We start from the raw sequence: 24,345 nt of genomic DNA, 5'->3' as shown, positions 1-24,345 counted from the left end.
CCGGCACCGGGTGTCGGTCGGTCCGCCGGCCGCTCTCGGTGCCGGCGGTACCGGCAAGGGCGGCGGACGTCTCGATCAGGCGTTGGCGAGCACCTTGGTGGCGTCGGCCAGTGCGGCCACGACCGTTGCGACCTGCTGCGCGGTCTCGGCGTGCTCCTTGGCGTGCTCGCCGCCGAACTTGCCGAAGGTCTCGCCGACGGACAGCGAGCCGCCGTCGACGACCTTGCCGCCGGCGATTCCGACGACCTTGACCGCGTCCTCGAGCGCCCACTTCGCGGCATTCTGGCTGGGCGACTGGCTGACGATGGCGACGGGCTTGCCGCTCAGTGCACCGGCACCGTAGGGGCGCGACAGCCAGTCGACGGCGTTCTTGAGCACCGCGGAGACGGTGCCGTTGTACTCGGGGGTGACGACCAGCACGGCATCGACATCGGCAGCGGCGTCGCGCAGGGCCACGGCAGCAGCGGGGGCAGCCTCGCCGTCGAGGTCCTCGTTGTAGAACGGAACGTCGGCGAGGCCCTCGTAGAGGGTCACCTCGACGTTCTCGGCAGCGACCGCCGCGGCGGTCTCGGCGATCTGGCGGGAGATGGAGCCGTCGCGCAGGCTGCCGACGAGGGCGAGAACTCGGGTCATGGGAACATCCTCGGGTCGAAGTGGTTGACTACGCAATGTTAAACGGACCGCGGTCCGCTTTATTCCCCGCCCCGCTAGAGTGTGACCTTGTGAACACTCGCCCCCTCCCGCACGCGGACGGTCGGGCGCTGCCTGCGGCGAACAGTCGGGCCCTCCCTCTGGCGGACGAGCGACTCTCCGAACGGGGCGACGCAGCGCGCAATCGTTCCCGTCTGCTCGACGCCGCCGCCCTGCTCGTCGCCGAACGCGGCGTCGACGCCGTGACGATGGACGCCGTCGCTGCGCGGGCCGGGGTCGGCAAGGGCACCGTCTTCCGCAGGTTCGGCTCCCGCGCCGGGCTCGTCCGGGCGCTACTCGACCACAGCGAGCGCGAGTTCCAGCAGGGTTTCCTGTTCGGCCCGCCGCCGCTCGGCCCGGACGCCGAACCCCTGGCCAGGCTCATCGCCTTCGGTCGTGCGCGCATCGAACTCGTCGAGGTGCAGGGCGAACTGCTCCGCGCGGCCGAATCCGCCACCGACTCCCGCTACACCGCTCCCGCCCATCTGGTCTCGCTCGCCCACGTCGACGCGCTGCTGCGTGCCGCCGGCGTCACCGGCGACACCCGATTGCTGGCGACCTCGCTGGTCGCGTCGCTCGAGGCCACCCTCGTGCTCCACCAGTGGCGCGAGCTCGGGCATCCGCTCCGCCGACTCGCCGACAACTGGGCCGAACTGGCACACCGCGTCGTGACCGGCCGAGGTACCCATGAAACCGGGTCGAGCGCCGTACCGTAACGGCATGATTCGCACATTCCGGGTGCTCGCGGTCGTCTCCCTGGCAGCGGTGGCCGCCGCGTGCAGCACCGATTCGGATTCGGCCGACACCCACTCCGCGGAGGACCTCACCGGCCGCACCTTCGTCTCGACGAGCGTGACCGGCACGCAGATCCCGGGCGACGGACCGATGGTCGTCGAGTTCCCGGACGACGGACGCATCTCCGCGACTGCCGGCTGCAACCGCTTCGTCGGCGGTGTGGACCTGGCCGACGGCCGAGTGAAGACATCGAACCTGGCGAGCACGATGATGGCCTGCCTGCCGGAACGCGAGGGAGCCGACGCCTGGCTCACCACGCTGTTCGGCGCCGAGCCGCGCTGGTCGCTCGACGGGAACACCTTCACGCTCACCGGCGACGACATCACGGTCTCGCTCGAGGACGAGAAGGTGGTCGACCCCGATCTGCCGATCGCCGGCACCGAGTGGGTGGTGACCTCGCTGCGCACCGCCGACGCCGTCGTCAGGTCGGTCGCCCTGGAGAACGCCGCGCCGACACTCACACTGTCCGACGACGGCACCCTCACCGGGAACACGGGGTGCAACGAGTTCGGCGGCAGCGCCGAGGTCGGCGACGATGTCATCCTGTTCGAACCGCTCACCATGACCCGCGCGGCGTGCGCCGATCCCGAGGTCGCCGACATCGAGACGCACATCCTGAACGTGCTCGCAGGTGAGACCACCTACGCCGTCCAGGGCTCGTCGATGACCCTCACCGCGGCGAACGGCACCGACGGACTGGAGTTCACGGCCCGCTGACCCCTCCTCGGTACCGTGAGACCCATGCCGGGAGCAGTCCGCGTGGTCGTCGTCCTCGCACTGGGTGCGCTGCTGTCCGGGTGCGGCATGTTCGGGTCGTCGCCGTCCGACCCGATCGGCCGCCGTTACGTCTCGACCGAGGTCGAGGGGCGGCCCATCCCCGGCGGCGGCCCGCTCCAGTTGTCGTTCCCCGCCCGGGAGCGGGTCGCGGCATCCGCCGGATGCAACCGGTTCACCGGCACCGCCGACCTGTCCGGGGGCAGGATCCGTGCCGGGACGCTCGCGTCCACGAGGATGGCGTGCCCTCCCCCGCGCGACGGCGCCGACGACTGGGTGCGGACGCTGTTCGCGGCCACCCCCCGGTGGACTCTCGACGGAGAGGTGCTCACCCTGACCACCGGCGCGGTGACCGTCACCCTCACCGAACGTACGGACGGGCGCTGAGGCCGGCCGAGAGCGAATCGTTCAGTAACGCTCGACGAGCCACCGCGCGAGTTCCCGTGCGCTGCGGTCGACCTGCTTCGGCCAGTCGAGCGCCGAATCGTCGGCCCGGTCGCTCACGTGCTTGACGAGCCGGCACCGCGCGCCCATGCGGCGGGCGGCGTAGGCGACCGCGAAACCCTCCATGTCGACGAGATCGGCGCGGGCGGACAGCGCGTCGCGGATCTCGGCGTCCGAGACGAACGAATCGCCGGTGGCGAGCACGCTGCCGTCACCCTCGTCGATCTGCACGACGTCCTGCACGGGGTGACCGAGGCTCTTCAGGATCTCGCTGCTGATGTCGTGGTTGATCGCGGCGGACGGCAGGAACAGTCCCGAGTGGTGGGTGTGCAACGCGCCGGCGGTGCCGATGTTCACGACGAGCGGTCGCGCGTCGGCCGGATACGCCGCGAGCGCCGCGGTGACGGCCACCGCTGCGTCGACCTTCCCGATCCCGGTGATCACCGTCTCGTAGCGTTCCGGGACGTGCGCCGCCTCGGCGCGGGTTGCGGATACGACGAGGATCCCGTTCACGTACTGCCTCCGAGTTCGAGGGTCGCGAGTGCCGCCCGGTGCAGCTCCCGCCCGTACCCGGCACCGTATCCCGCGGCATGCACCGCCAGGGGATGCAGCTGGTGCACGGGCACCCGCTGCTCCCACCCGGCGCGCAGCGGATGCGCCGACTCGTAGCCGTCGACGACCCGGCCCAGGTGCGGGCAACCGAAGAGCGCGAGCATCGCCAGATCGGTCTCGCGGTGGCCGCCGTGCGCGGCCGGGTCGATGAGGACGACGCCGCGCGGCGACCACAGCACGTTGCCGTTCCACAGGTCTCCGTGCAGACGCGAAGGCGGATCCTCGTCGTCGAAGGCTCCCGCGGCGACGAGATCGCAGGCGGCCTCGATGTCGCGGCACTGCCGGTCGGTGACGCTGCCCGCCTCGACGGCGCTGCGCAGGAAGGGCAGCACCCGCTCTGCGATGTAGAACGATCCCCAGGTGTCGTGCACGGTGCGGCTCATGGGACGGCGGCCGATGAACAGCTGCCCGTCGTAATCGTCGGGTGCCGCACCGAAACCGGCGGCGCCCGCGTCGTGCATCCGGGCGAGTGCCGCACCGAACTCCCGTGCGGCCTCGGCGGCCGGGGAACTTTCGGCGATCCGCTCGAGTTCGATGTGGTGCCCGCTCACCGACCGCACCGCCGCGACCGGCATACCGGCCTCGGCGAGCCAGGCCAGACCGGCCGCCTCGGCCCGGAAGAAATCCGGATGCGCGTGCGGGTCGTGTTTGCGGAAGACGTCTCCGGTGCTCACCCCGAAGAGTCTGCCCGCGCACTCTTCGCCCCGCCCTCTTCTCCGTTGTATCGCAGCAGTAACACGGGAACGCTAGGGTCGTGAAGATGACGAACCTTCGCGATCGGATCATCGAAGAACTCGGGGTGAAACCCTCCATCGACCCACGCGCCGAGATCGACGCGCGGGTGCAGTTTCTCGCCGACTACCTGCGCAGCACTCCCGCGAAGGGATTCGTGCTCGGCATCAGCGGCGGGCAGGACAGCACTCTCGCCGGCAAGCTCGCCCAGCTCGCCGCGGAGAAGCTCCGCGCCGAAGGCCACACGGCGGAGTTCGTCGCGGTCCGCCTGCCCTACGGCAAGCAGGCCGACGAGCACGACGCCCTCGTCGCACTGGAGTTCATCGGAGCGGACCGCACTCTCGGTGTGGACGTGAAGCCCGGTGCCGACGCGACGGCGTCGGAAGCGGCTCGCGCGCTGTACGGCGCCGAGACGCGTCTACGCGACTTCGTGCGCGGCAACATCAAGGCCCGCGAACGCATGATGATCCAGTACGCGATCGCCGGAGAACTCGGCTACCTCGTGGTCGGCACCGACCACGCCGCCGAAGCGGTGACCGGTTTCTACACCAAGTACGGCGACGGCGGCGTCGACATCACTCCGCTGGCCGGTCTCACGAAGCGGCAGGGCGCGGCGCTGCTGCGCGAACTCGACGCACCCGAGAGCACCTGGATCAAGATCCCCACCGCCGATCTCGAGGACGACCGTCCGGCGCTGCCCGACGAGGAAGCGCTCGGCATGACCTACAGCGAGATCGACGACTATCTCGAGGGAAAGGACGTCACCGACGACCTCGCCAAGCGCCTCGAGACCAAGTTCCTCGACACGCGGCACAAGCGCGTGATGCCCGTTGCGCCCTTCGACACCTGGTGGCGCGAGGATTAACCACCCGCGAAGGGCGGCAGGACGTCCACTCGGGACCCGGCCGGTCGGCCGAGGTCCCGGGTGAGTTCGCCCGTGCCGCCGTCGCCGGGTTCGAGCAGGAAGGCTGCCACCGACAGCACCCGCTCCATGCCGGTCCCGTAACGGTCGACGAGGACGGCACGCAGCGCGCCGAGATCGGCGCCCTCCGGCAGGTCGATCGTGTCCTTCTCGCGTCCGGCCGCGTCTGCTGCGGCCGCGAAGTACCGCACCTCGATCCCGGTCGTCACCTCAGCCACCGATAGCTCCCATGCTCCGCTGCGGCGGCGCGAAGTCCGCCGCGTCCATGCCGTGTCCGGCCCACTTGTTCCACATCGCTCCGCGCCACAGCGCGGCGAGTTCCTCGTCGGTGGCGCCGCCCCGCAGGGCAGCGCGCAGGTCGGTCTCCCGGTCGCTGAACAGGCAGGAGCGGACCGTTCCCTCGGCCGTCAGCCGCGTGCGGTCGCAGTCGCTGCAGAACGACCGCGTCACCGACGCGATGATCCCGACGGTCGCCGGTCCGCTGTCAACGAGCCAGCGTTCGGCCGGCGCGGACGGATCCTCGCGTTCGGTCTCCGTGAGCGTGAACCGCCGCCCGAGGACGTCGAGCAACTGCTGGGCCGGCACCATCTGCGAGCGCGCCCAGTTCTGATCGGCGTCGAGGGGCATCTGCTCGATGAACCGCAGTTCCACGCCCTCGTCCAGGCACCACGCGAGCAGGTCGGCCGCGCCCTCGAGGGTTTCCGGCATCAGGACGGCGTTGACCTTGACCCGACCCAGTCCGGCCGCCACCGCGGCACGGATGCCGTCGAGCACCGAATCCAGCCGGTCGCGGCGCGTGAGCCGCGCGAAGTGCTCGCGGTCGATGGTGTCGAGGGAGATGTTCACGCGGGTCAGTCCGGCGTCCGCGAGCGCCTGCGCACGGTGCCGGAGACCGACCGCATTGGTGGTCAGCGCGATCGGCAGCCCCGGGGTCTCCTGCGCGCACCCGGCGACGATCTCCTCGAGATCGCGGCGCATGAGCGGTTCCCCACCGGTGAAGCGCACCTCGTGGACACCGAGCCGGCCGGTCGCGATCCCCACCAGCCGTACGATCTCGGCGCTCGTGAGCAGCTGGTCGCGCGGAATCTCGGGAAGACCCTCGGCCGGCATGCAGTAGGTGCAGCGCAACGAGCACTTCTCGGTGAGGGATACACGCAGGTCCCGGGCGATGCGACCGAAACGATCGAGGAGTTCGGGCACGTCGGGCCGATCGGACACGTCGTCTGCGCGATCGCGCACGACCGGGATGCCCATGTCCACCGCTGTCATACGACCATCGCTTTCATACAGCCCAGTATGCCCACAACCGCAGATCGTGACACCGCATCCGGACAGACGGGGCACACGCGGCGCGTCGTCGACGGCGGGACACGGCCCTCGTGTGCCTAGGATGGCGGCATGACGAGCGGCAAGCGGTCCGTGGAGGAACACGAACAGCACGTGGCGGCGTTGCTCGACCCGTTGCGGAAGAAGAGCCCGTTGCGTGTGCCGCTCGCGCACGCGCTGCACCGCACCCTCGCGGAGGACATCGAGTCGCCGCTGGACCTGCCACCCTTCCGCAACTCCCAGATGGACGGCTACGCGGTCCGCGCCGACGATCTCGCGGCGACCCCCACCGACCTGCCCGTCCAGGGCGTGCTGGCCGCGGGCGACACCGTCGCGGCACTCGAACCGGGACACGCGCTGAAGATCATGACGGGCGCGCCCGTCCCGGACGGCGCCGACGCCGTCGTCCCGGTCGAGGACACTCGTGCGACCCCTCCCGACTCGGACGGCGTCGGCACGGTGACCGTGGAGCGCAGCGTCACGCCCGGCACCTATGTGCGTGAGGCGGGAACCGATGTCCGCAAGGGCGATCTGCTGCTTCCCGCGGGCACGGTCCTCGCTGCCCGTCACATCGCCGCGCTCGCCGCCGTCGGCCTGACCTCGATCCCCGTCCGCGCACGACCGCGGGTCGCGATCATCTCGACCGGCAGCGAACTCGTCACCGCAGGGAGCGAACTCGGGCCGGGCCAGATCTTCAACTCGAACGGACCGGCGCTGGCCGCGAGCGCGTCGGCCAACGGTGCCGACGTCGTGACCATCGACCACTGCCACGACGATCCGGAGGAGTTCGTGACGATGCTCGAACACGCCGTGGGCGTCGCCGACGTCGTGTTCACCTCGGGCGGAGTGTCGAAAGGCGACTTCGAGGTCGTGAAGGACACGCTCGCGCCGCGGGGCGGGCAGTTCGTCTCGGTGGCGATGCAGCCGGGCGGCCCTCAGGGCACCGCCGTGGTCGACGGCGTGCCGATCCTGACCTTCCCCGGCAATCCCGTCAGCGCGCTCGTCTCGTTCGAGGTGTTCGCGCGACCTGCACTGCGGGCCGCCGCCGGCTATCCGCCCGTCGTGTGCGAGAGCCTGCCGCTCACCGAGGATCTCACGTCGATCCCGGGACGCCGGCAGTTCCTGCGCGGGCGACTCGACGAGAACGGGGTGACCCCCTTCCGCGGGCACGGGTCGCATCTCGTCGCCGGACTCGCCGCCGCCGACGTGCTCCTCGACATCCCCGCCGACACCACCTCCCTCGAAGCCGGAGACCTCGTGAAAGTACGGATCCTGTGACCGACCTCAGCCACCTGGACGACCAGGGACGCGCCCGCATGGTGGACGTCTCCTCGAAGACCGACACCACACGGATCGCCGTGGCGGCAGGCGAACTCGTCACCACTCCCGAGGTGGTCGCGCTCATCCGCGCCGACGACATGCCCAAGGCCGACGTCCTGGCCACGGCCCGCATCGCCGGCATCGCGGCGGCGAAACGCACCTGGGAGCTCATCCCCCTGTGCCACCAGCTGGCGCTGTCGTCGGTGAAGGTGATGTTCGACTTCACCGACACCTCGATCACGATCGAGGCCACCGCGAAGACCAAGGGCCCGACCGGAGTCGAGATGGAGGCGCTCACCGCGGTCGCCGTCGCCGGCCTGACGCTGCACGACATGGTCAAGGCTGTGGATCCGGCCGCCGTTCTCGACGGTGTGCGGTTGATCTCGAAGGAGGGCGGCAAGCGCGGCCACTGGACCCGCGACGACGCACCCGGCCGGGACGAGACCGCCGGCACCGACGAACAGCCCGTGGAGGAGACCGGACGCTCCGCCGCGGTGGTCGTCGCGTCGACCGGTGTCGCCGCGGGCACCCGTGAGGACCGCACCGGCCCGCTCATCCGGTCGTGGCTCGAGGACAAGGGATTCACGGTCCGCGGCCCTCTCGTGCACGCGGACGCCGACATCGCCGCCGGTCTCGCCGACGCGGTCCGTCCCGGCCCTGCCCTGGTCGTGACGACCGGCGGAACCGGGGCGTCGCCGACCGACGCGACCCCCGAAGCGACTCTCGCCCTGCTCGATCGCGAACTGCCCGGTATCGCGGAGTCGATCCGGCAGCGTGGACTCGAGGTCACCCCGCACGCCGTGCTCTCGCGCGGCGTCGCCGGTCTCGTCGGCCGCACGGTCGTCGTGAACCTGCCCGGCTCGCCCGGCGGGGTGAAGGACGGTCTCGCCGCCCTCGACCCGATCCTCGACCATCTGTTGGCACAAGTCGCAGGAGGCGGCGCTCATGAGTGAACTACTGGCCCGGATCTCCTCGGAACCGCTCGATCCCGCAGCGGTGGACGCCGCGGTGGCGGGCGCCGAACACGGTGCGGTGGTGCTCTTCACCGGTGTCGTCCGTAATCACGACGGCGGGCAGTCGGTGACCGCGCTGCAGTACCAGGCCCATCCGGATGCCGAAGCGTTCCTGCGGCGGTGCTGTGAGGACGTCGCGGCGAAGTCCGGGCTGCCGGTCGCGGCGGTGCACCGAGTGGGCGATCTCACCATCGGCGATCTCGCACTCGTCGCGGCGGTCGCCGCCCCGCACCGCGCGGAAGCCTTCGCCACCTGCGCCGAACTGGTGGAACGCATCAAGGCCGAGGTGCCGATCTGGAAGCGTCAGCACTTCACCGAGGGCGCCTCCGAATGGGTGGGTCTGTAGCCGGGACGACGGGTCGGACGTACCCCGTGCGGTAGGGTGACATGGTTCGGGCGTCACGACGACGCCCACCGTCGTGGGATACCGGCGGCCCGGGATCGTGCCCGGCCCGCACGCACAGATGCAGTACGCACAGATGCACCGGCCTTCCTTGCGGCGATCGCACAGCACCACGGGCACACGGCCCGTCGAGTGCACACACGCCGCATCGAAAGGCAGCGCTGTTCCATGACCACATCATTTTCCGATCTCGGGGTGCCCCGCCCGCTCGTCGCCACGCTGAACGACGCCGGGATCACCAGCCCCTTCCCCATCCAGGTGGACACCCTCCCCGACACCCTTGCCGGTCGCGACGTGCTCGGACGCGGACGTACGGGTAGCGGTAAGACCCTGGCCTTCTCGATCCCGCTCGCCGCTCGCCTCGCCGGCCGGAGCACCCGGGCAGCAGGCCGTCCGCGTGGCCTGATCCTGGCTCCCACCCGCGAGCTGGCGACCCAGATCGCCGCGGCCATCGAACCGCTCGCGCATTCGTCGGGCCTGAAGGTCACCACGATCTTCGGTGGCGTGTCACAGAAGCGCCAGGTCGAGGCCCTCCGTCGCGGCGTCGACATCGTCATCGCCTGCCCGGGCCGCCTCGAGGACCTCATGCGCCAGAAGTTCGTCGTGCTCGACGACATCGAGGTCACCGTGCTCGACGAGGCCGACCACATGGCCGATCTCGGCTTCCTGCCCGGCGTCACCCGCATCCTGACGGCGACACCGAAAGACGGCCAGCGCCTGCTGTTCTCGGCCACCCTGGACAACGGCGTCGACAAGCTCGTCAAGCGGTTCCTGAAGAACCCGGTCATGCACTCGGTCGACGAGGCCACCTCCCCCGTCGCCGCGATGACCCACCACGTCTTCGACGTCGCGGGCATGGATGCGAAGAAGGAACTCGTCCGCACCCTCGCATCGGGTACCGGTCGCCGAATCCTGTTCATGCGCACCAAGCATCAGGCCCGCAAGCTCGCCAAGCAGCTCACCGACTCGGGTATCCCGGCGGTGGACCTGCACGGCAATCTCTCCCAGAACGCCCGCGACCGCAATCTCGCCGCGTTCTCGTCGGGTGAGGCCCGGGTGCTCGTGGCGACGGACGTCGCCGCACGCGGTGTCCACGTCGACGACGTCGAACTCGTCGTGCACGTCGATCCCCCGGCCGAGCACAAGGCGTACCTGCACCGCTCCGGTCGCACGGCCCGCGCCGGCAGCACCGGCGACGTCGTCACCGTCGTCCTGCCCGACCAGCGCAGGGATCTCGCGGCCATCATGCGCAAGGCCGCCATCGACGTCACCCCCATCAAGGTGACGGCGGATTCCGAGCACGTGCTGAAGCTCGTCGGCGAGATCGCGCCGTACGTCGCGCCGGCACCGAAGCAGGCTTCCGCGCCGTCGCGTCCGCAGCGCAACGGCGGCAGCCGCCGTTCGTCGGCTCCCCGCCAGGGCTCCGGTTCGGGTCAGCGTTCCTCGTCGAGCGGACAGCGTTCCGCCGGTGGTCAGCGCTCCTCGGGTGGGCAGCGCTCCTCGGGTGGGCAGCGCGCGGCCGGCGGTCAGCGTTCGGCCGGTCAGGGCGCCGCAGCTGCCACCGGTGGCCGTCGTCGTCCCCAGCGCCGTACCTCCGCCGCTCGCTGAGCCGAAGGGCCTGCCTCCCGCGTCAGCGGGGGTGAGTCGGCCTTCCGCCTCAGCGGGATGAATCGGCCTTCCGCCTCAGCGGGATGAATCGGCCTTTCGCCTCAGCGGGGCGTGAATCGGTGTATCGCGTACATCGCGTCCGCGGACACCGGTTCGGTCGGCACACAGCGGCGTAGGCGCTCGCGTACGTCGTCGGAGTCCAGATCGGCACCGATGACGACGAGTTGCGTCCCGTCGGGCACGTCGTCGCCGCGACCCGCCGATTCGAACCGGATGTGGTCGCCGACGGTGTGCAACAGATAGCTGCCGGTGTCCAATCCGGCAGCGACTCGCACGTATCCCTTGATACGGAACACCCCTGCGGGCTGGTTCTCGAGAAAATCCACCAGCACGCGGGGGTGCAGTGCATCTGCGGACTCGAAGGTGATCGCGTCGTAGCCGTCGTGCAGATGGGTGTGCTCGTGGTCGTCCTGCTCGTAGAGCAACTGGTCGAGGGTGAGCTGCTCCCCCGGCTGCGGCCCCGGCCGCTCCGGGATGTCGAACAGCAACGCCGGGTCGATGCGACCGTGATCGGTCGAGACGACGGCGGCGCGGGAGTTGAGCCGGCACAGGCGGGTCAGCAGATCGTCGTGGGCGTCGCCGTCGATCCGGTCGGTCTTGTTGAGCAGCACCAGATCGGCGAGCGCCACGTGCTGTTCGAGTTCGGGATGCTGCTCCGCGGTCGCGTCGAACTCCACCGCGTCGACGACCAGGACGAGGCCACCGTAGGAGACGTATTCGTTCTCCGAGCCGGCGACGAGCCGGATCATGTTGCGGGGCTCGGCGAGTCCGCTCGCCTCGACGACGATCACGTCGAGATCGGACGAGCGGTGGGCGAGCTTGTCGAGCATCGCATCCATGTCGCTGACATCGACTGCGCAGCACAGGCATCCGTTGCTCAGCGAGACCATCGAGTCGACCTGCCCCGCCACCATCATCGAATCGATGTTGACGGAACCGAAGTCGTTGACGATCACGCCGATCCGCGCACCCCGGGTGTTGCGCAGCAGATGGTTGAGCAGCGTCGTCTTCCCCGCGCCGAGAAATCCGGCCACCACGATCACCGGGATCTGCTTCTTCGCCATGATGGTGAGACTAGTCGTGCGCTCGTGCGCGGTTCCGGCGGCGATCGCCACCGGAACCGCGCACCGGCGGCGTCAGCTACCGCGCTTGATCCACTCCTCGAGATGCGGCGACTCGGTGCCGATCGTGGTCCCGTCACCGTGCCCGGTGTGCACCTTCGTCTCCGCGGGCAGGACGAACAGCTTCTCGCGGATCGACCCGATGATGGTCGGGAAGTCCGAGAACGAGCGGCCCGTCGCGCCCGGCCCGCCGGAGAACAGGGTGTCGCCGGTGAACAGCTCACCCGCTTCCGGCAGGTACAGGCAGGTCGAGCCCGGCGAGTGACCCGGGGTGGCGATCGCCTGGATGTCGGTGCCGGCCACACGGATCCGCTCCCCGTCCTCGAGCGTGCCGTGCGCGACGCCCGGGTGGGTCATCTCCCACAGCACGTCGTCGGCCGGGTTGAGCAGGATCGGCGCGTCGAGCTTCTCGGACAGTTCCGGCGCCACGGTGATGTGGTCGTTGTGCGCGTGCGTGCACACGATCGCCACGACCTTCCGCCCACCCACGGCGTCGATGATCGGCTGCGCGGTGTGCGCGGCGTCGATCACGACCACCTCGGAGTCGTCGCCGACGAGCCAGATGTTGTTGTCGACCTCCCATTCACCGCCGTCGAGCGCGAAGGTGCCCGACGTGACGACCCGGTCGACGCGGATCGGCGAGGTGCTCACAAGACCACCACCGAACGGAGGACCTCACCGCGGTGCATCGTCTCGAACGCCTTCTCGACGTCGTCGATGCCGATGCGCTCGGTGACGAACTTCTCGAGCGGCAGGCGTCCCTGCTGGTACAGGTCGACGTAGGTCGGGAAGTCGCGCTCGGGCAGGCAGTCGCCGTACCATGAGCTCTTGAGCGAGCCGCCGTGCGAGAAGAAGTCGATGAGCGGCATCTCGAGGGTCATGTCCGGGGTGGGCACGCCGACGAGGACGACGGTGCCGGCGAGGTCGCGCGCGTAGAAGGCCTGCTTGTAGGTCTCCGGGCGGCCCACGGCCTCGATGACGACGTCGGCGCCGAAACCGTTGGTCAATTCCTTGATGGCCTCGACCGCGTCGGTCGAGGTCGAGTTGACGGTGTGGGTGGCGCCGAGGTCGGTGGCCCACTCGAGCTTCTTGTCGTCGCGGTCGACGGCGATGATCGTGCCGGCGCCCGCCAGGCGCGCACCCATGATCGCGGCGTCGCCGACACCGCCGCAGCCGATGACGGCGACGGACTGGCCGCGGGTGACCCCGCCGGTGTTCACGGCGGCACCGAGACCGGCCATGACACCGCAGCCGAGCAGGCCGACGACGGCCGGATCGGCGCTCGGGTCGACCTTGGTGCACTGGCCGGCGTGGACGAGGGTCTTGTCGGCGAACGCGCCGATGCCCAGCGCCGGGGAGAGCTCGGTGCCGTCCTCGAGCGTCATCTTCTGCGTGGCGTTGAAGGTGTCGAAGCAGTACTGCGGCTGACCGCGCTTGCAGGCGCGACACTGGCCGCACACCGCGCGCCAGTTCAGGACGACGAAGTCGCCGACGGCGACCGAGTCGACACCCTCACCGACGGACTCGACGACACCGGCGGCCTCGTGGCCGAGCAGGAACGGGAACTCGTCGTTGATGCCGCCCTCGCGGTAGTGCAGATCGGTGTGGCACACGCCGCACGCGGCGATCGCGACGACGACCTCACCGGGTCCGGGATCGGGGATCACGATGGGCACGACCTCGACGGGCGCTCCCTTCGAGCGAGCGACGACTCCGCGGACTGTTTGCGACATGGTGTCTCCGTTTCGTGATGCGACCGGCAGTGTCCGGTGTTTCCGACTTCCGGTGATTCCGACCCTAGCCACTCCCGCGGTGCTCTGCTCCTGATCGTTCGGCGGGCCCGACCCGGCCGAACGGCCAGGCGCTGAGCGGCGAACTCGAATTGTCCGATTAGCGCATTTCCCTTGGATTTTGCGACTCGACGCTCGGGCCGGCATTTTCCGTCGCCACCTCGGAAAACCCGTGTCGATGTAACGCCGCGAGCGACCTTCACGAAATCCGTTACGACCCGCCGCACTTCGGCGGGCCGGCAATTCCTCGGTCAGAAACGGATTGGTAGAGGCCCATGGCACTTCGAAAGTCGCTGTCGCGTCGGCGGATTCTCGCCGGCGTCTTCGCCCCCACCGCGCTCGGAGTCGTGGCAGCGGCCGCGATCGTGCTTCCGCAACAGGACACCCCCACCGTTGCCGACCCGTATCTCGCCGGCCTGGCGAAGACCACCGAATGTCACGACATGGTCAGCCTGGGCATCGGTGGTCGCGGCGACATCCCTCGCGACGAGTCGAAGATGCTCGTCGACGAGAACGGCAAAAGACTTCCCGCCGGTCAGCAGGACGCCTACAGCAGTATGTGGGTGGATCCGGTGATCAATGCCCCGATGGGGGAGCACGCGGACGGCGAGGGATACGCCGCCATCTACATCGAGTACCCGGCCGACCTCGCCAGCTACGAGAACGCCGTGAACAAGGGCGCCGAGAACACCATCGAGGTCATGAAGGCCATCCGGAGGTCCTGCCCGAACACCCAGTTCGCCATCGTCGGCTTCAGCGAGGGCGCCGACGTCGCGCGCCGCGCCGCAATGGAGATCGGTGCGCAGGAGCAGGGCGAGGACGGTTCCTGGGACATCATCGATCCCGACTCCGTCAGCGGCGTGGTCATCCTCTCCGACGCCGGCCGCCAGGCGGGCGAAGGCTTCTTCCCCGGTGCGGAGAACGGCACGAACCCCGACGGTTTCGATCGCCCCTACCAGCCCGGCGGCGACGCCGTCCCCGGACGCGGCGTCCTCCCCGACACGAACGGCGGCTTCGGTCATCTCGCCGGCAAGGTCGCCTCGTTCTGCTCCGAGGGCGACTTCACCTGCTCGGCACCCGAGAACATCGCGCTGATCGAACTGCTCGCGAACGTGGGCCGTCAGGTCAACGGCGACGCTCTCGAGCGCGAGGGCCTGACCCCCGCGACCGGCGCAGATCTCGCCCAGGTCGTCGGCCGGGTCGCACTGCTCGCTCTCGCCGACATCTCGGCGAACCCGGACTGGATGCGGTCGGACGAGACCTTCCTCGAGGTGCTGATCAAGGTCTCCGACCCGAGCTACGACCCCGCCACCGCACGCCCCACCACGCCTGTGGCCGCCGACGCCGACGAGGACGCGACCGGAGAGGACGGCGCGGAGGCGCCCATCCCCGCGGAGCGTCTGTCCAACCTCGCGTACCTGCCGGAGAAGATCGTCAAGGAGGTCGTCGGGTTCATCCGGAGCAACCAGAACACCCTCGCGGTGGTGCTCGCCGACCCGTACGACCAGACCTTCGGCTACAACGAGGAGACTCGGGACCACTACGGTCACCACTTCGACTACTGGGACGACGACATCGACGGCAAGGGCACGTCCACCGTCGAGTACGCCGCCGCCTGGCTCGAGCACCTGGCCCGCGAGGCCAGGGAGGGCAAGAAGGTCGATCCGAAGAAGGTCGACCAGACCGCGGTGCTCATGATCGCCGAGGAGACGGCGAAGGCCGAGAGCGCCGAGGTGTCCACCACGCCGGAGACCTCGCCGTCCTCGACCGTGAGCGACGATGCGACGGTCGCCGACAGCAGCGTGCCCGCCGCCGTCGACGGCGCCCCGGCTCTCGCGGGCGACCCCGCCGCACCGGTGGATCCGCTCGCGACCGAGGCGGGCGTGCCGGCGGCCACGTCCACCCCGGTGACCACCACGGCCCCGGTCCCCACCCCGTCGGAGACCACGACTCCGGCCACGGGCGAGACCACCACCGACGCCGGATCGACCACCTCCGGAACGCCCACGACGACCGTCGCACCGACGACGACCACGTCGCCGGCACCGGCTGCCTGACCGTCCTCGACGGGCCACCCGACGACCGAGAACTCGGCGTCAGCCCGCGGCGCGGACCCCGGCCTCTGCACCGAGAGCCGCGGCCTCACCGCGAGTGCTGACGCCGAGTTTTCGTAGTACGCCGGCCACGTGGAACTTCACCGTCGACTCGCTCACGCCGAGGCGTTCGGCGATGACGCGGTTGCGCCGTCCGGCCACGAGATGTTCGAGGACCTCGATCTCCCGGGGCGCGAGGGCGGCGAGCGCATCGAGGGCGGGGCCGTCCGTCGCGGCGATCGGCAGGTCGAGCGGGAAGCTCACCGCGACCCGTGTCCCCCAGCCGGGCGTCGATTCGGATTCGATTCCACCGCCGAGGGTTTCGACGCGGTCGCGGAGCTGGCGTCCGAGTTCGACGACGTCGATCTCGCCGTTGCCGTCGTCGCGCACGTCCACCAGCAGGGTCGAGTCGTCGCAGGTCCACGCGACGCGCACCCGCGTCACGTCGGTCTGACCGGACATCGCCAGCACCGCGCCCCGGGCAATCGCGCGTGCCGCGTGCGCGACCTCGCCGGGCAGTCCCCGCCCACCCACCGGCGGAGCGACCATCTGCAGGTCGAGCGGACGGTGCCGCACCAGATCGCGCAGTTCACCGTGGAGTCGGGCGAACGCGGTGGTCAGCGCCTCCTCCGCGAGTTCGCGGTGCAGGTCCACCGCCGATCGCAGGCCGATCAGGGCCTCGGTCGCCGTCTCCCGCGCCGTGGTCCGGGCACGGGTGTCGTCGAGATCCTTCGACCGCAGGGTCGCGAGGATGGTCTCGAGGGTCACGGCATGGGATTCGGTGAGTTCGGCGACGGTGCGGGCCCGCTCCGCCGAGGCGGCCCGCGATTCCGCGAGGTAGGCCGGGCTGGCGGTGTGCACCTGCAACCGGATGCCGGTCGCGACCACGCCGAACGCCGCCCGCACGAGGTCGAGGGCCGCGGACGTGGCCCGGGCCCCGCGCGGCACGAGCACCAGGAGCGTGTCGGTGCTGTCGAGGATCGCGCACACCTCACGATCGCGACCGGCGAGACGGAAGCTGCCGCGCCGGATCTCCCCCGCGGCGAGTTCGTTCCGCACCCGATCCAGCTCGGCGATGGTCACCCGGTCGACGATCGACGGGTCGCCGGCCACCTTCCGCGGCCGTCCGGTGCATTCCCTCGTGAAGATCACCATGGCGCTGTGCGGAGCGAGGTCGTCCACATAGGTGGAGAAGCGCTGCGCGATCTCCGCGAGCGGACCGGTCAGGACGTCGCGCAGTTCGGCGATCAGGACCTCGGGACGACGGGCAGCGGGACTCACGTGCCCACGATATCGGCGTCCACCGGCGCCCTTCCCGGCGAGCCATCCCTCGGCGACGCGAGCATCGCGTACTGCGCACTTCGGCCCCTCGCACCCCGACCGGCGGTAACATTCCGACCACTGGGGCGACTTCGATTCCTCGTCCGTGGGAGGTGCTGCGAACCGTGGCGGACCCCCGCTCGACGACAGGCACCGCGACCGCGATCGACGGTCGCGACGGGTTCCCCGCGACCGTGCCCGGTCTGCTGCTCGACCGGGTGTCCCGCTCCCCCGACTCCGTCGCCTACCTGCGTCCCGACGGCGAGCGGTGGCGCCCCTCGACCTGGGCGGACGTTCGACGGGAGGTCTTCGACCTCGCAGCGGGATTGATCGGCCGGGGTGTGGAAGCCGGATCGCGGGTCGCGATCTGCGCGACGACCTGTTACCGGACCGTCGTCGCCGACCTCGCGATCACATGCGCGGGCGGCGCCACCGTCCCGATCTATCCGGCCACCCGCGACGACGAGGTGCGGTCACAGATCCGGCGTGCGCACGCCGTCCTCACCGTCGCCGACCGGCCGATCGCCACCACCGATCTCCTGGGCACCGACGGACTCGACGAGCTCGCCGCCGAGGGTCGTCGTCTGCTGCGCACCGACCCCGGCGTCGTGGAGCGACGGATCGCGGCGCTGTCCCCGGACGACGAGGCCGCGCTGATCTACACGGCGTGCGAGGACGGCCGCACCAAGGGCGCGTGCCTGACCCATCGGGGCACGACCTACGGTGCCCGGGCCGTCGCGCAGACCGGCATGATCTCGTCGTCCGACCGTCAGTTGCTGTGGTTGCCGCTCGCGCACGTCTTCGGCCGGTCGTTGCTGATCATGGCCATGCACACGGGTGTGAGCACCGCCGTCGACGGTCGCGCCGACCGCGTCACCGCGAATCTGCGGACGGTCCGGCCGACCTTCCTGGGATCGGTCCCGCACGTGCTCGAGAAGATCGCCCGGCTGGAACGGGACGAGCTCGGGGGCCGGCTCCGCTTCGTCATCTCCGGATCGGCGCGATTGTCCGAAGACGTCGCCCGGCGGTTCGAGCAGCTCGGTGTGCCGGTGCTCGAGTGTTACGGGATCACGGAGACGTCGGGACCGTCGTGCGCGAACCTGCTCGGCGCGCACCGGCCCGGCACGGTCGGCCGGCCGCTGCGCGGCACGGAGGTCCGGATCGCCGATACCGGTGAACTTCTCATCCGCAGTCCCGGAGTGATGACCGGTTACCACGACGATCCCGCGGAGAGTGCCGCCGCGCTCGACGCCGACGGCTGGTTCCACACGGGCGATCTCGCCGAGATCGACGCCGACGGATTCGTCGTCGTGACAGGGCACCGCAAGGACACCTTCAAGACCAGCACCGGAAAGTACGTCGGCCCCACCGCGCTCGCCGACCGCTGGAGGAGGGTGTGCCCGGGCAGCGAACTCGTCGTGGCCGGGGAGCTGCGCCCCTACTGCGTCGGCCTCGTGTTCACCACCGCGCCGGAGCCGGTCGTCGCGGCCGCGCTGGAGCAGCTCAACGCCCGATCGGATCCGTGGGAACGCATCCGCCGATTCGTCACGGTGAGCGCGCCGCCGAACGCCGACGATCTCGACCCGGCCGGGCGTCCGATCCGTGATCGCGTGCTCGCCCGGTACGCCCGTCTCGTCGACGAGATGTACGCGAACGGTCGTCGCGCGGGCCAGGACGGGTCGCGGCAGTCGAACGCCGTCTGAAGTAAGGTTCGCCTAAACGCAGGTCACCGCGCGGCCGGAGAGGCCGGTCGTTCCGCCGTCCACGATCCCCTGCCGAGGAGAACGCACCCATGGCCCGTAGTCTTCGCCCCCTCGAGGTCTTCCCGATCACCACGCGGTACCTGAAGGTGCTCCGCGTGACGGACGTGAGCCCCGGGATGCGACGGGTGACCCTCGGGGGCGAACAGTTGCAGGCGCACGTCGCGCCGAACGGGTTCCCGGTGGAGGCGTTCCGGTCCGACGGTGTGGACGACGAGTTCAAGCTGATGTTCAAGCATCCCGAACTCGACGAGGCCCTCGGCCCCACCCAGGCCGACGGCGTGGTGAACTGGCCGCGCGATCCGAAGCTGCTCATGCGCACCTACACCGTCCGGCGCTGGGATCCGGTCGCCGGCGAGATCGACGTGGACTTCGTGCGCCACGGCGTGGGTCCCGCGTCGAGCTGGTCGTACCGCGCGGAACCCGGTGAGACCATCCAGATCGCCGGACCGAAGTCGTCGGCCGGACACCCGCAGGGCGTGGACTGGACGCTCGTGGCAGGCGACGAGACGGCTCTGCCGGCCATCGGGCGCTGGCTCGAGAACTGGCCGGAGGGTGCACGTGGCCGGATCTTCGTCGAGATCGCTGACGACTCGCATCGGCAGGATCTTCCCGTTCCCGACGGGGTGGAGCTGACCTGGCTGAGCCGCGACGGCGCCGAGCCTGGCACGACGACCCTGTTGTTCGATGCCATCCGGGCCGCCGAGTGGTGGGACGGCACGGTCTTCGCGTGGGTGGCCGGTGAGGCCCTCACGCTCACCCCGATCCGGCGGTGGCTGCGCAACGAGAAGGGCCTGCCCAAGGAGCAGGTGGAGGTCACCGGTTACTGGCGTCGTCAGGAGGTCGCGGTGTCGGAGGCCGACGCCTCCCTGCCCGATTTCGAGGCGACCGAGGACGAACGCGACCGCTTCGACGAACTGGCCGAGATCGCACCGGGTTTCGCGCTGCGGGTCGCGGCGACCATCGGACTGGCGACGGCCTTCGACGCGTCGCCGCGCACCCTCGACGAACTCGTGGCCAAGACCGGAACCGACCGCACCGGTCTGGGCAAACTGCTCCGCTATCTCACTGCCGTGGGGGTGGCCGAGGATCTCGGCGAGGGCCGGTTCCAGCTCACCGGCGTCGGCCGTGAACTCGAGGACGACCACCACATCGAGGAACTGCGACTCGACGGCGTGCACGCGCAGCGGGAACTGGCGGGCATGCTCGCGCTCCTCGCCGCCGTCCGCACGGGTCACGGGGACGACGCACAGCGGTTCGGGAAGAGCTTCGCGCAGCGCATCGCGGACGACACCGCCCTCCTGACGGACCGGTACGAGCAGGAAGCCGAGATGGCCGTCTACTTCGCCGGTGCCCTCGCGGCGAAGGTGCCCGCCGACGTCATGACGATCGTGGTCTCCGGTGAGGCCGCCGGTTCCTACGCCCACGCCCTCGTCACGGCGAATCCGTCGGCACGGGCGACCGTGGTGGCCGCGCCGTCGGAGATCGAGGTCGTGCGTCGCGTCCACGGCGAGCACGAGCGCGTCGCCTATACGCCGGGCAGCATGCTCGAGGCCCGGCCCGAACCGGTGGACGCGGTGCTGCTGAGCGGGCGGTTGAACGAACTGCCCGAGGCCGACGCCGTGCACGTGCTGCAGCAGGCGGCGGCCGGACTGAATCCGGGCGGCCGGGTCCTCGTCTTCGGCACTGTGCTCGACGACATCGCCGGTGAGCACGACTACGAGGACGATCTCGTCGACTTCGCGCTCAGCGGCGGCGGTGGTCGTACGCACGAGGACCACCTGGCACTGTTCGAGGCGGCCGGCCTCGCGGAACCCGAGCGCACGACGGTGGGTTGGGGCATGACGCTGTACACGTCCACCGGCTCGGCGGGCTGAGATCGTGGGAATGCAGCGGCCTCGCGACGCGCGGGGCCGCTGCAGAACGACAAGAAGAGCTGCTGCGAGGAAGTCTCCCGCGAGGAATGTCTTCCGAACGGTGGACCTAGCGGGAGGCTTATCGAAACTTGCCCCAGCGCTGGACGGATGGTCCCGAGCCACAGGGCTATTCGGAAGCGTGCGTGTCCACCAGGCGCACCGAGGCGGAGCCTTCCTCAGCTGTCTCGACCGGATGAGGTTCGTCAGGTTCCGGAAGTTCAGGGCCGAGCCGCGGAGGCGCTCCAGGCACCCGTTGACGGTCCCGGTCGGGCCGTTGCACGTGCCGGTCCGGTCGAAGAACGCGAGGATGTCTCGTGGGCGAGACGCCGCGTGTCCGTCCCGCGCGAGAGCGCCCGGCTACCGCATCCCCGGCACCACGGGTCCGGCTCGGCGACGCGGCACTCGATCACCGCGCGATCCGGCTCGAGCAGCTGACCGACGGCCACAAGACCGAGCTCGTCGAGGTGGAAGACGGTCAGGTCGGGGGTCGCGAAGGTAGCGTGGTGCACGTCGAGGTCTTCCGGCGGATGGTCAGTGTGAGAGCTTCCATCATCGGAAGGCCTCGACTTTCATCCGGCGACCGACGCGCTCAGCCACCCACCCCCTCAACTGCGACACTCCTATTGACTTGCTGTCAAGCGGCGGTCGTTTGGCGTCGAGGCTGCAGCGTCTGGACGATGAGTGGATAGAGCTGCCGAACGAGATACCGTTTCAGGCAGCGGATGATTTCCATCTTCGTCTTGCCTTCCGCGATCCGTCGTGTCGCGTAGTTACGGGTCTGCTGGTCGTAGCGCAGCCGCACGAGCACGATGTGGTAGAGCGCTGAGTTCGCCTGCCGGTCGCCTGCGCGGTTGAGTCGGTGACGGTTGGTCTTGCCCGACGACGCCGGTATCGGACAGGCTCCGGCCAGTGCCGCGAACGCGGCTTCCGAGCGTAGCCTGTCAGGGTTGTCGCCGGCGGTGATCAGCAGCTGCGCCACGGTGTCTCGGCCGCAGCCGAAGACGCTCATCAGGTCCGGGGCATGGTCTTCGAGTAGCCGTTGCAGGTGCCCGGACAAGTCCTCGATCTGCTCGGTCAGTGCTTGCCAGCGCCGCGCCAGCAGCCGCAGGCTGTAGGCCGTGGCCTCGGCTGCGGTGACCGGCGCAGGTGTCGGTCGTGACGCCGCCAGCGCAGCGATCAACTTGGTGTTCGACAGGCCCCGGTAACGCGAACGCAGCTCCTCTGGCGCCGTGATCAGCATGCCCTTGATCTGGTTGATCGTCGCTGTCCTGGCGGTCAGTGCAGACGACCTCGAGGTGCGCAGCACCCGGAGTGACTCCACCAACCCATCGCCACCCTTGGGTGCGGCGCTGGCTCGACCCGACAGCACCGCCTCAGCGGCCGAATAGGCGTCGAAGGGATCGCTCTTGCCGCGAATCCGGCGATCGAACCGGTTGGGGCGGTTGACCTCACTGACCGCGATGCCCGCGACCTGCATCGCACGACTGACCCCAGCCCCGTACGAGCCGGTGCACTCGATGCCTACCTTCACCAGCCCAGGCCAGGACCGCAGGAACCGCAACGCCGCCTGGTAGCCGGCCGCGGTCGCTGGGACCTGTACATCTGCCAGTCGTCGTCCGGTGGCATCGATCGCTGCGACGTGGTGGGTGTCGGCGTGGGTATCGATTCCGCCGTAGACCTCGAGGTGATCCTGATTCACCATGGGACTGCGCCCTTCCATCTTGTCGGGTGCGCAGTCCGGCCGGGCGTCAGTCAGTTCACTATCGGGGATCTCGCCAGACTCCTATCAGGACATGACGGCCCGCCGGGCTGCACTCAAACGAGTGAGCCGAGCCGGTCGACACGTCGCAGACAGGACAGCCACCAACCTGCAGTGGCGTCAGAAGAGCCGTGAGCCAGACCCGCCCACCAGACCCATCCTGCGTCCACCGAGCCGAGACCGTCACGCCCATCAAGGAGTCAGACCAACCGGTCCACGAGATCCATAGTGAAGAGCCACAACACCGGCCACGCCTGTCGCCGATCGCGTGCGTACGCCCTTTGCGGTCCGCAAAAAAATGAGTACGCTCATTAATGTGAGCGAGGTGCAGCAGCTTTCAGAGCGCGGACGGCGCCCGGGCGTTCGGGAGATAGAGTCCCGCCGCGAGCAGAACATGCGGCTCAAGCGGGAGCGAATCTTTCGCGCCGCGTCCGACCTGTTGCGTGCGCGCGGGTTCTCCGCAGTGACGACGCAGGAGGTGTCCGCCGCGGCCGGGGTCGCAGCGGGGACCTTGTTCCGGTACGCAGCGACCAAGAGCGAGTTGCTGCTCATGGTCTACAACGAGGCACTCCGGGCATCGATAGATGAGGGCGCCGCGCGTGCGGCGTTGACGCCGGATCCTGCCGCCGCGGTCTTCGCCCGCCTGCACCCGCTCGTCGTCGCTGCCGCACGTGAGCCGGAGAACAGTGCTGCGTACCAGCGGGAGCTGCTGTTCGGCCCTCACGACGCGAAGTTCCGGGCCGAGGGCATGGCGTTGATCTTCGAGCTCGAGGCGTCCCTCTCCGACACGCTACGACGCGCCGCTCCGACCCTCAGCGACGGGGAGGCACGCGTCGCAGGATCCTCGCTGTTCGCCGTCACGCATCTCGCGATCGCTCGGATGACGGCCTCGGACATCCCCGAGGCTGACGCGATCGACGACCTCAGACGTCAGGTCACGCTCATCGTGACCGGCGTGCCGCACACACCCCGGCGGCCGGATCCGCCGCCCGAGAAGGAATGAAGGAAACAGAACAATGAGCAACATCACACACGTGACCGTCCTGGGAACCGGAGTCCTCGGCACCCAGATCGCCTTCCAGACCGCCTACAGCGGCTTCCAGGTCACCGCATATGACATCAGCAGCGACGCCATCGAGGCAGCCAAGAAGCGGTTCGACGCTCTCGTCACCACCTACAAGGACGACGGAGTCGCGGGGGCAGCCGAGGGGAAGGCGGACGAGGCGCTCACCCGCGTCCGGTTCTCCTCCGACCTCGCCGACGCGGTCGCGGACGCGGATCTGGTCATCGAGGCGATCCCCGAGGTACTGTCCATCAAGCAGGACACCTACCGAAGGCTCGGCGAGCTCGCACCGGAGAAGACGATCTTCGCAACGAACTCGTCGACACTTCTGCCCAGCGACCTCAAGGACTCCACCGGACGCCCCGCCAAGTTCCTCGCGCTGCACTTCGCGAACCGGGTCTGGAAGTTCAACACCGCCGAGGTGATGGGCACCGCCGACACCGATCCGGCCGTGTTCGACGAGGTCGTCGCCTTCGCCGGCAACATCGGGATGGTTCCGATCCCCGTGTACAAGGAGAAGTCCGGCTACGTCCTCAACTCGCTACTGGTGCCGTTCCTCAACGCCGGGTACGCACTCGCCGCCGGCGGATACGCCGAGCCGAAGGACATCGACAACGTGTGGCGGATCGGCACGGGAGCGCCGATGGGCCCCTTCCAGATCACCGATGTCATCGGCCTGGCCACCCCGTACAACATCCTCGCCCACGGCGGGGAGGAGGACCAGGCGCTCGCGGCCTGGCTGAAGAGCGAGTACATCGACCACGGCAAGCTGGGCGTCGCCACCGGCGAGGGCTTCTACACCTACAACTGACCCACGACCGCGG

The 24,345-nt window shown here is 69.6% G+C and carries 23 protein-coding genes and 1 pseudogene; 13 read left to right on the top strand and 11 right to left on the bottom strand.

Features of this window, described 5'->3' with window-relative positions:
• Window positions 1-75 precede the first annotated feature (75 nt).
• Entirely contained in the window at window positions 76-633 is a 558-nt protein-coding gene (locus ACPCXD_RS21340; protein ID WP_016693161.1) for an NAD(P)H-dependent oxidoreductase, read from the bottom strand.
• Window positions 634-722: 89 nt separating this feature from the next.
• Here ACPCXD_RS21340 and ACPCXD_RS21335 point away from each other — a divergent pair, with 89 nt between their 5' ends.
• The 3 genes from ACPCXD_RS21335 to ACPCXD_RS21325 are packed head-to-tail and all read left to right on the top strand — an operon-like array spanning window position 723 to window position 2,646.
• Window positions 723-1,406: a TetR/AcrR family transcriptional regulator gene (locus tag ACPCXD_RS21335; RefSeq protein ID WP_088897144.1), complete on the top strand. Its 684-nt coding sequence runs from the start codon at window positions 723-725 to the stop codon at window positions 1,404-1,406.
• 4 nt (window positions 1,407-1,410) lie between these two features.
• A complete protein-coding gene (locus ACPCXD_RS21330) occupies window positions 1,411-2,202 on the top strand; it encodes an META domain-containing protein (RefSeq protein WP_088897143.1) in 792 nt (263 codons plus the stop codon).
• Between the two features lie 24 nt (window positions 2,203-2,226).
• A complete protein-coding gene (locus tag ACPCXD_RS21325; protein WP_026061342.1) occupies window positions 2,227-2,646 on the top strand; it encodes an META domain-containing protein in 420 nt (139 codons plus the stop codon).
• A 21-nt stretch (window positions 2,647-2,667) separates the two neighbouring features.
• Here the strand turns inward: ACPCXD_RS21325 and ACPCXD_RS21320 are convergent, their stop codons facing one another.
• Together ACPCXD_RS21320 and ACPCXD_RS21315 are read right to left on the bottom strand one after the other, a co-directional pair.
• Window positions 2,668-3,216: a nucleosidase gene (locus ACPCXD_RS21320; RefSeq protein WP_016693165.1), complete on the bottom strand. Its 549-nt coding sequence runs from the start codon at window positions 3,214-3,216 to the stop codon at window positions 2,668-2,670.
• On the bottom strand, window positions 3,213-3,989 hold the full coding sequence (locus ACPCXD_RS21315) for a fructosamine kinase family protein (protein WP_172414869.1): 777 nt from the start codon (window positions 3,987-3,989) through the stop codon (window positions 3,213-3,215). Before ACPCXD_RS21315 ends, ACPCXD_RS21320 begins: the two co-directional genes overlap by 4 nt.
• An 86-nt stretch (window positions 3,990-4,075) precedes the next feature.
• Between ACPCXD_RS21315 and nadE the strand changes: the two genes are divergently transcribed.
• Window positions 4,076-4,912, top strand: a complete 837-nt coding sequence (gene nadE / locus ACPCXD_RS21310; protein WP_088897286.1) for an NAD(+) synthase — start codon at window positions 4,076-4,078, stop codon at window positions 4,910-4,912.
• Here nadE and ACPCXD_RS21305 read toward each other — a convergent pair.
• Window positions 4,909-5,187: a MoaD/ThiS family protein gene (locus ACPCXD_RS21305; RefSeq protein WP_172414868.1), complete on the bottom strand. Its 279-nt coding sequence runs from the start codon at window positions 5,185-5,187 to the stop codon at window positions 4,909-4,911. The two genes, nadE and ACPCXD_RS21305, sit on opposite strands and share 4 nt — an antisense overlap.
• Window positions 5,180-6,238, bottom strand: a complete 1,059-nt coding sequence (moaA, locus tag ACPCXD_RS21300) for a GTP 3',8-cyclase MoaA (RefSeq protein WP_088897140.1) — start codon at window positions 6,236-6,238, stop codon at window positions 5,180-5,182. Before moaA ends, ACPCXD_RS21305 begins: the two co-directional genes overlap by 8 nt.
• Before the next feature lie 129 nt (window positions 6,239-6,367).
• On the opposite strand from moaA, the gene ACPCXD_RS21295 reads away from it, so the two are divergent.
• The 4 genes from ACPCXD_RS21295 to ACPCXD_RS21280 all read left to right on the top strand — a co-directional run bounded on the left by ACPCXD_RS21295 (window position 6,368) and on the right by ACPCXD_RS21280 (window position 10,639).
• The gene (locus ACPCXD_RS21295; protein WP_423661106.1) at window positions 6,368-7,573 is read left to right on the top strand and encodes a molybdopterin molybdotransferase MoeA; all 1,206 of its coding nucleotides are present in this window, start codon (window positions 6,368-6,370) and stop codon (window positions 7,571-7,573) included.
• Window positions 7,570-8,568, top strand: coding sequence for a bifunctional molybdenum cofactor biosynthesis protein MoaC/MoaB (gene moaCB, locus ACPCXD_RS21290; protein WP_423661105.1), 999 nt, complete (start codon window positions 7,570-7,572; stop codon window positions 8,566-8,568). The genes ACPCXD_RS21295 and moaCB overlap by 4 nt, the downstream gene beginning before the upstream one ends.
• Complete coding sequence (locus tag ACPCXD_RS21285) at window positions 8,561-8,974, top strand: molybdenum cofactor biosynthesis protein MoaE (protein ID WP_006550376.1); 414 nt, start codon at window positions 8,561-8,563, stop codon at window positions 8,972-8,974. Before moaCB ends, ACPCXD_RS21285 begins: the two co-directional genes overlap by 8 nt.
• Window positions 8,975-9,199: 225 nt before the next feature.
• Window positions 9,200-10,639, top strand: a complete 1,440-nt coding sequence (locus tag ACPCXD_RS21280; protein ID WP_423661104.1) for a DEAD/DEAH box helicase — start codon at window positions 9,200-9,202, stop codon at window positions 10,637-10,639.
• Window positions 10,640-10,740: 101 nt separating this feature from the next.
• Here ACPCXD_RS21280 and ACPCXD_RS21275 read toward each other — a convergent pair whose 3' ends face one another.
• The 3 genes from ACPCXD_RS21275 to ACPCXD_RS21265 form a co-directional block, all read right to left on the bottom strand.
• Window positions 10,741-11,763 (bottom strand): CobW family GTP-binding protein, encoded by a 1,023-nt coding sequence (locus tag ACPCXD_RS21275; protein ID WP_145693129.1) that lies wholly within the window; start codon window positions 11,761-11,763, stop codon window positions 10,741-10,743.
• Window positions 11,764-11,835: 72 nt separating this feature from the next.
• On the bottom strand, window positions 11,836-12,471 hold the full coding sequence (locus ACPCXD_RS21270; RefSeq protein WP_064060010.1) for an MBL fold metallo-hydrolase: 636 nt from the start codon (window positions 12,469-12,471) through the stop codon (window positions 11,836-11,838).
• On the bottom strand, window positions 12,468-13,553 hold the full coding sequence (locus ACPCXD_RS21265; protein WP_088897136.1) for an S-(hydroxymethyl)mycothiol dehydrogenase: 1,086 nt from the start codon (window positions 13,551-13,553) through the stop codon (window positions 12,468-12,470). The genes ACPCXD_RS21270 and ACPCXD_RS21265 overlap by 4 nt, the downstream gene beginning before the upstream one ends.
• A gap of 332 nt (window positions 13,554-13,885) precedes the next feature.
• Here ACPCXD_RS21265 and ACPCXD_RS21260 point away from each other — a divergent pair, with 332 nt between their 5' ends.
• Window positions 13,886-15,667, top strand: a complete 1,782-nt coding sequence (locus ACPCXD_RS21260) for a cutinase family protein (RefSeq protein ID WP_088897135.1) — start codon at window positions 13,886-13,888, stop codon at window positions 15,665-15,667.
• Between the two features lie 39 nt (window positions 15,668-15,706).
• On the opposite strand, the gene ACPCXD_RS21255 is transcribed toward ACPCXD_RS21260, so the two are convergent.
• Window positions 15,707-16,984 (bottom strand): LuxR C-terminal-related transcriptional regulator, encoded by a 1,278-nt coding sequence (locus tag ACPCXD_RS21255; RefSeq protein WP_088897134.1) that lies wholly within the window; start codon window positions 16,982-16,984, stop codon window positions 15,707-15,709.
• 164 nt (window positions 16,985-17,148) lie between these two features.
• Between ACPCXD_RS21255 and ACPCXD_RS21250 the strand changes: the two genes are divergently transcribed.
• On the top strand, window positions 17,149-18,726 hold the full coding sequence (locus tag ACPCXD_RS21250) for an AMP-dependent synthetase/ligase (RefSeq protein ID WP_423661103.1): 1,578 nt from the start codon (window positions 17,149-17,151) through the stop codon (window positions 18,724-18,726).
• Between the two features lie 89 nt (window positions 18,727-18,815).
• The gene (locus ACPCXD_RS21245; protein ID WP_145693131.1) at window positions 18,816-20,660 is read left to right on the top strand and encodes a siderophore-interacting protein; all 1,845 of its coding nucleotides are present in this window, start codon (window positions 18,816-18,818) and stop codon (window positions 20,658-20,660) included.
• 350 nt (window positions 20,661-21,010) lie between these two features.
• Here the strand turns inward: ACPCXD_RS21245 and ACPCXD_RS21240 are convergent.
• Window positions 21,011-21,208: pseudogene (locus tag ACPCXD_RS21240) on the bottom strand (ISL3 family transposase); the annotation flags it as partial.
• 125 nt (window positions 21,209-21,333) lie between these two features.
• Window positions 21,334-22,401: an IS110 family RNA-guided transposase gene (locus tag ACPCXD_RS21235; RefSeq protein ID WP_064061575.1), complete on the bottom strand. Its 1,068-nt coding sequence runs from the start codon at window positions 22,399-22,401 to the stop codon at window positions 21,334-21,336.
• 373 nt (window positions 22,402-22,774) lie between these two features.
• Between ACPCXD_RS21235 and ACPCXD_RS21230 the strand changes: the two genes are divergently transcribed.
• The gene (locus ACPCXD_RS21230; RefSeq protein ID WP_229565158.1) at window positions 22,775-23,461 is read left to right on the top strand and encodes a TetR/AcrR family transcriptional regulator; all 687 of its coding nucleotides are present in this window, start codon (window positions 22,775-22,777) and stop codon (window positions 23,459-23,461) included.
• A 13-nt stretch (window positions 23,462-23,474) separates the two neighbouring features.
• Window positions 23,475-24,332 (top strand): 3-hydroxyacyl-CoA dehydrogenase, encoded by an 858-nt coding sequence (locus ACPCXD_RS21225; RefSeq protein WP_024101447.1) that lies wholly within the window; start codon window positions 23,475-23,477, stop codon window positions 24,330-24,332.
• Window positions 24,333-24,345: the final 13 nt, after the last annotated feature.

The organism is Rhodococcus sp. AB351, from assembly GCF_049538275.1.
Lineage (GTDB): Bacteria > Actinomycetota > Actinomycetes > Mycobacteriales > Mycobacteriaceae > Rhodococcus.
The sequence above is the reverse complement of the archived record's forward strand: the minus strand, read 5'-3'. Positions and strand labels throughout refer to the sequence as shown.

Excerpts from the sequence above, each read along its gene's own strand:
- ACPCXD_RS21340 (WP_016693161.1), bottom strand. The coding sequence starts at position 633 with ATGACCCGAGTTCTCGCCCTCGTCGGCAGCCTGCGCGACGGCTCCATC.
- ACPCXD_RS21330 (WP_088897143.1), top strand. The coding sequence starts at position 1,411 with ATGATTCGCACATTCCGGGTGCTCGCGGTCGTCTCCCTGGCAGCGGTG.
- ACPCXD_RS21325 (WP_026061342.1), top strand. The coding sequence starts at position 2,227 with ATGCCGGGAGCAGTCCGCGTGGTCGTCGTCCTCGCACTGGGTGCGCTG.
- nadE (WP_088897286.1), top strand. The coding sequence starts at position 4,076 with ATGACGAACCTTCGCGATCGGATCATCGAAGAACTCGGGGTGAAACCC.
- moaA (WP_088897140.1), bottom strand. The coding sequence starts at position 6,238 with ATGACAGCGGTGGACATGGGCATCCCGGTCGTGCGCGATCGCGCAGAC.
- ACPCXD_RS21295 (WP_423661106.1), top strand. The coding sequence starts at position 6,368 with ATGACGAGCGGCAAGCGGTCCGTGGAGGAACACGAACAGCACGTGGCG.
- ACPCXD_RS21285 (WP_006550376.1), top strand. The coding sequence starts at position 8,561 with ATGAGTGAACTACTGGCCCGGATCTCCTCGGAACCGCTCGATCCCGCA.
- ACPCXD_RS21280 (WP_423661104.1), top strand. The coding sequence starts at position 9,200 with ATGACCACATCATTTTCCGATCTCGGGGTGCCCCGCCCGCTCGTCGCC.
- ACPCXD_RS21275 (WP_145693129.1), bottom strand. The coding sequence starts at position 11,763 with ATGGCGAAGAAGCAGATCCCGGTGATCGTGGTGGCCGGATTTCTCGGC.
- ACPCXD_RS21265 (WP_088897136.1), bottom strand. The coding sequence starts at position 13,553 with ATGTCGCAAACAGTCCGCGGAGTCGTCGCTCGCTCGAAGGGAGCGCCC.
- ACPCXD_RS21260 (WP_088897135.1), top strand. The coding sequence starts at position 13,886 with ATGGCACTTCGAAAGTCGCTGTCGCGTCGGCGGATTCTCGCCGGCGTC.
- ACPCXD_RS21245 (WP_145693131.1), top strand. The coding sequence starts at position 18,816 with ATGGCCCGTAGTCTTCGCCCCCTCGAGGTCTTCCCGATCACCACGCGG.
- ACPCXD_RS21235 (WP_064061575.1), bottom strand. The coding sequence starts at position 22,401 with ATGGTGAATCAGGATCACCTCGAGGTCTACGGCGGAATCGATACCCAC.
- ACPCXD_RS21225 (WP_024101447.1), top strand. The coding sequence starts at position 23,475 with ATGAGCAACATCACACACGTGACCGTCCTGGGAACCGGAGTCCTCGGC.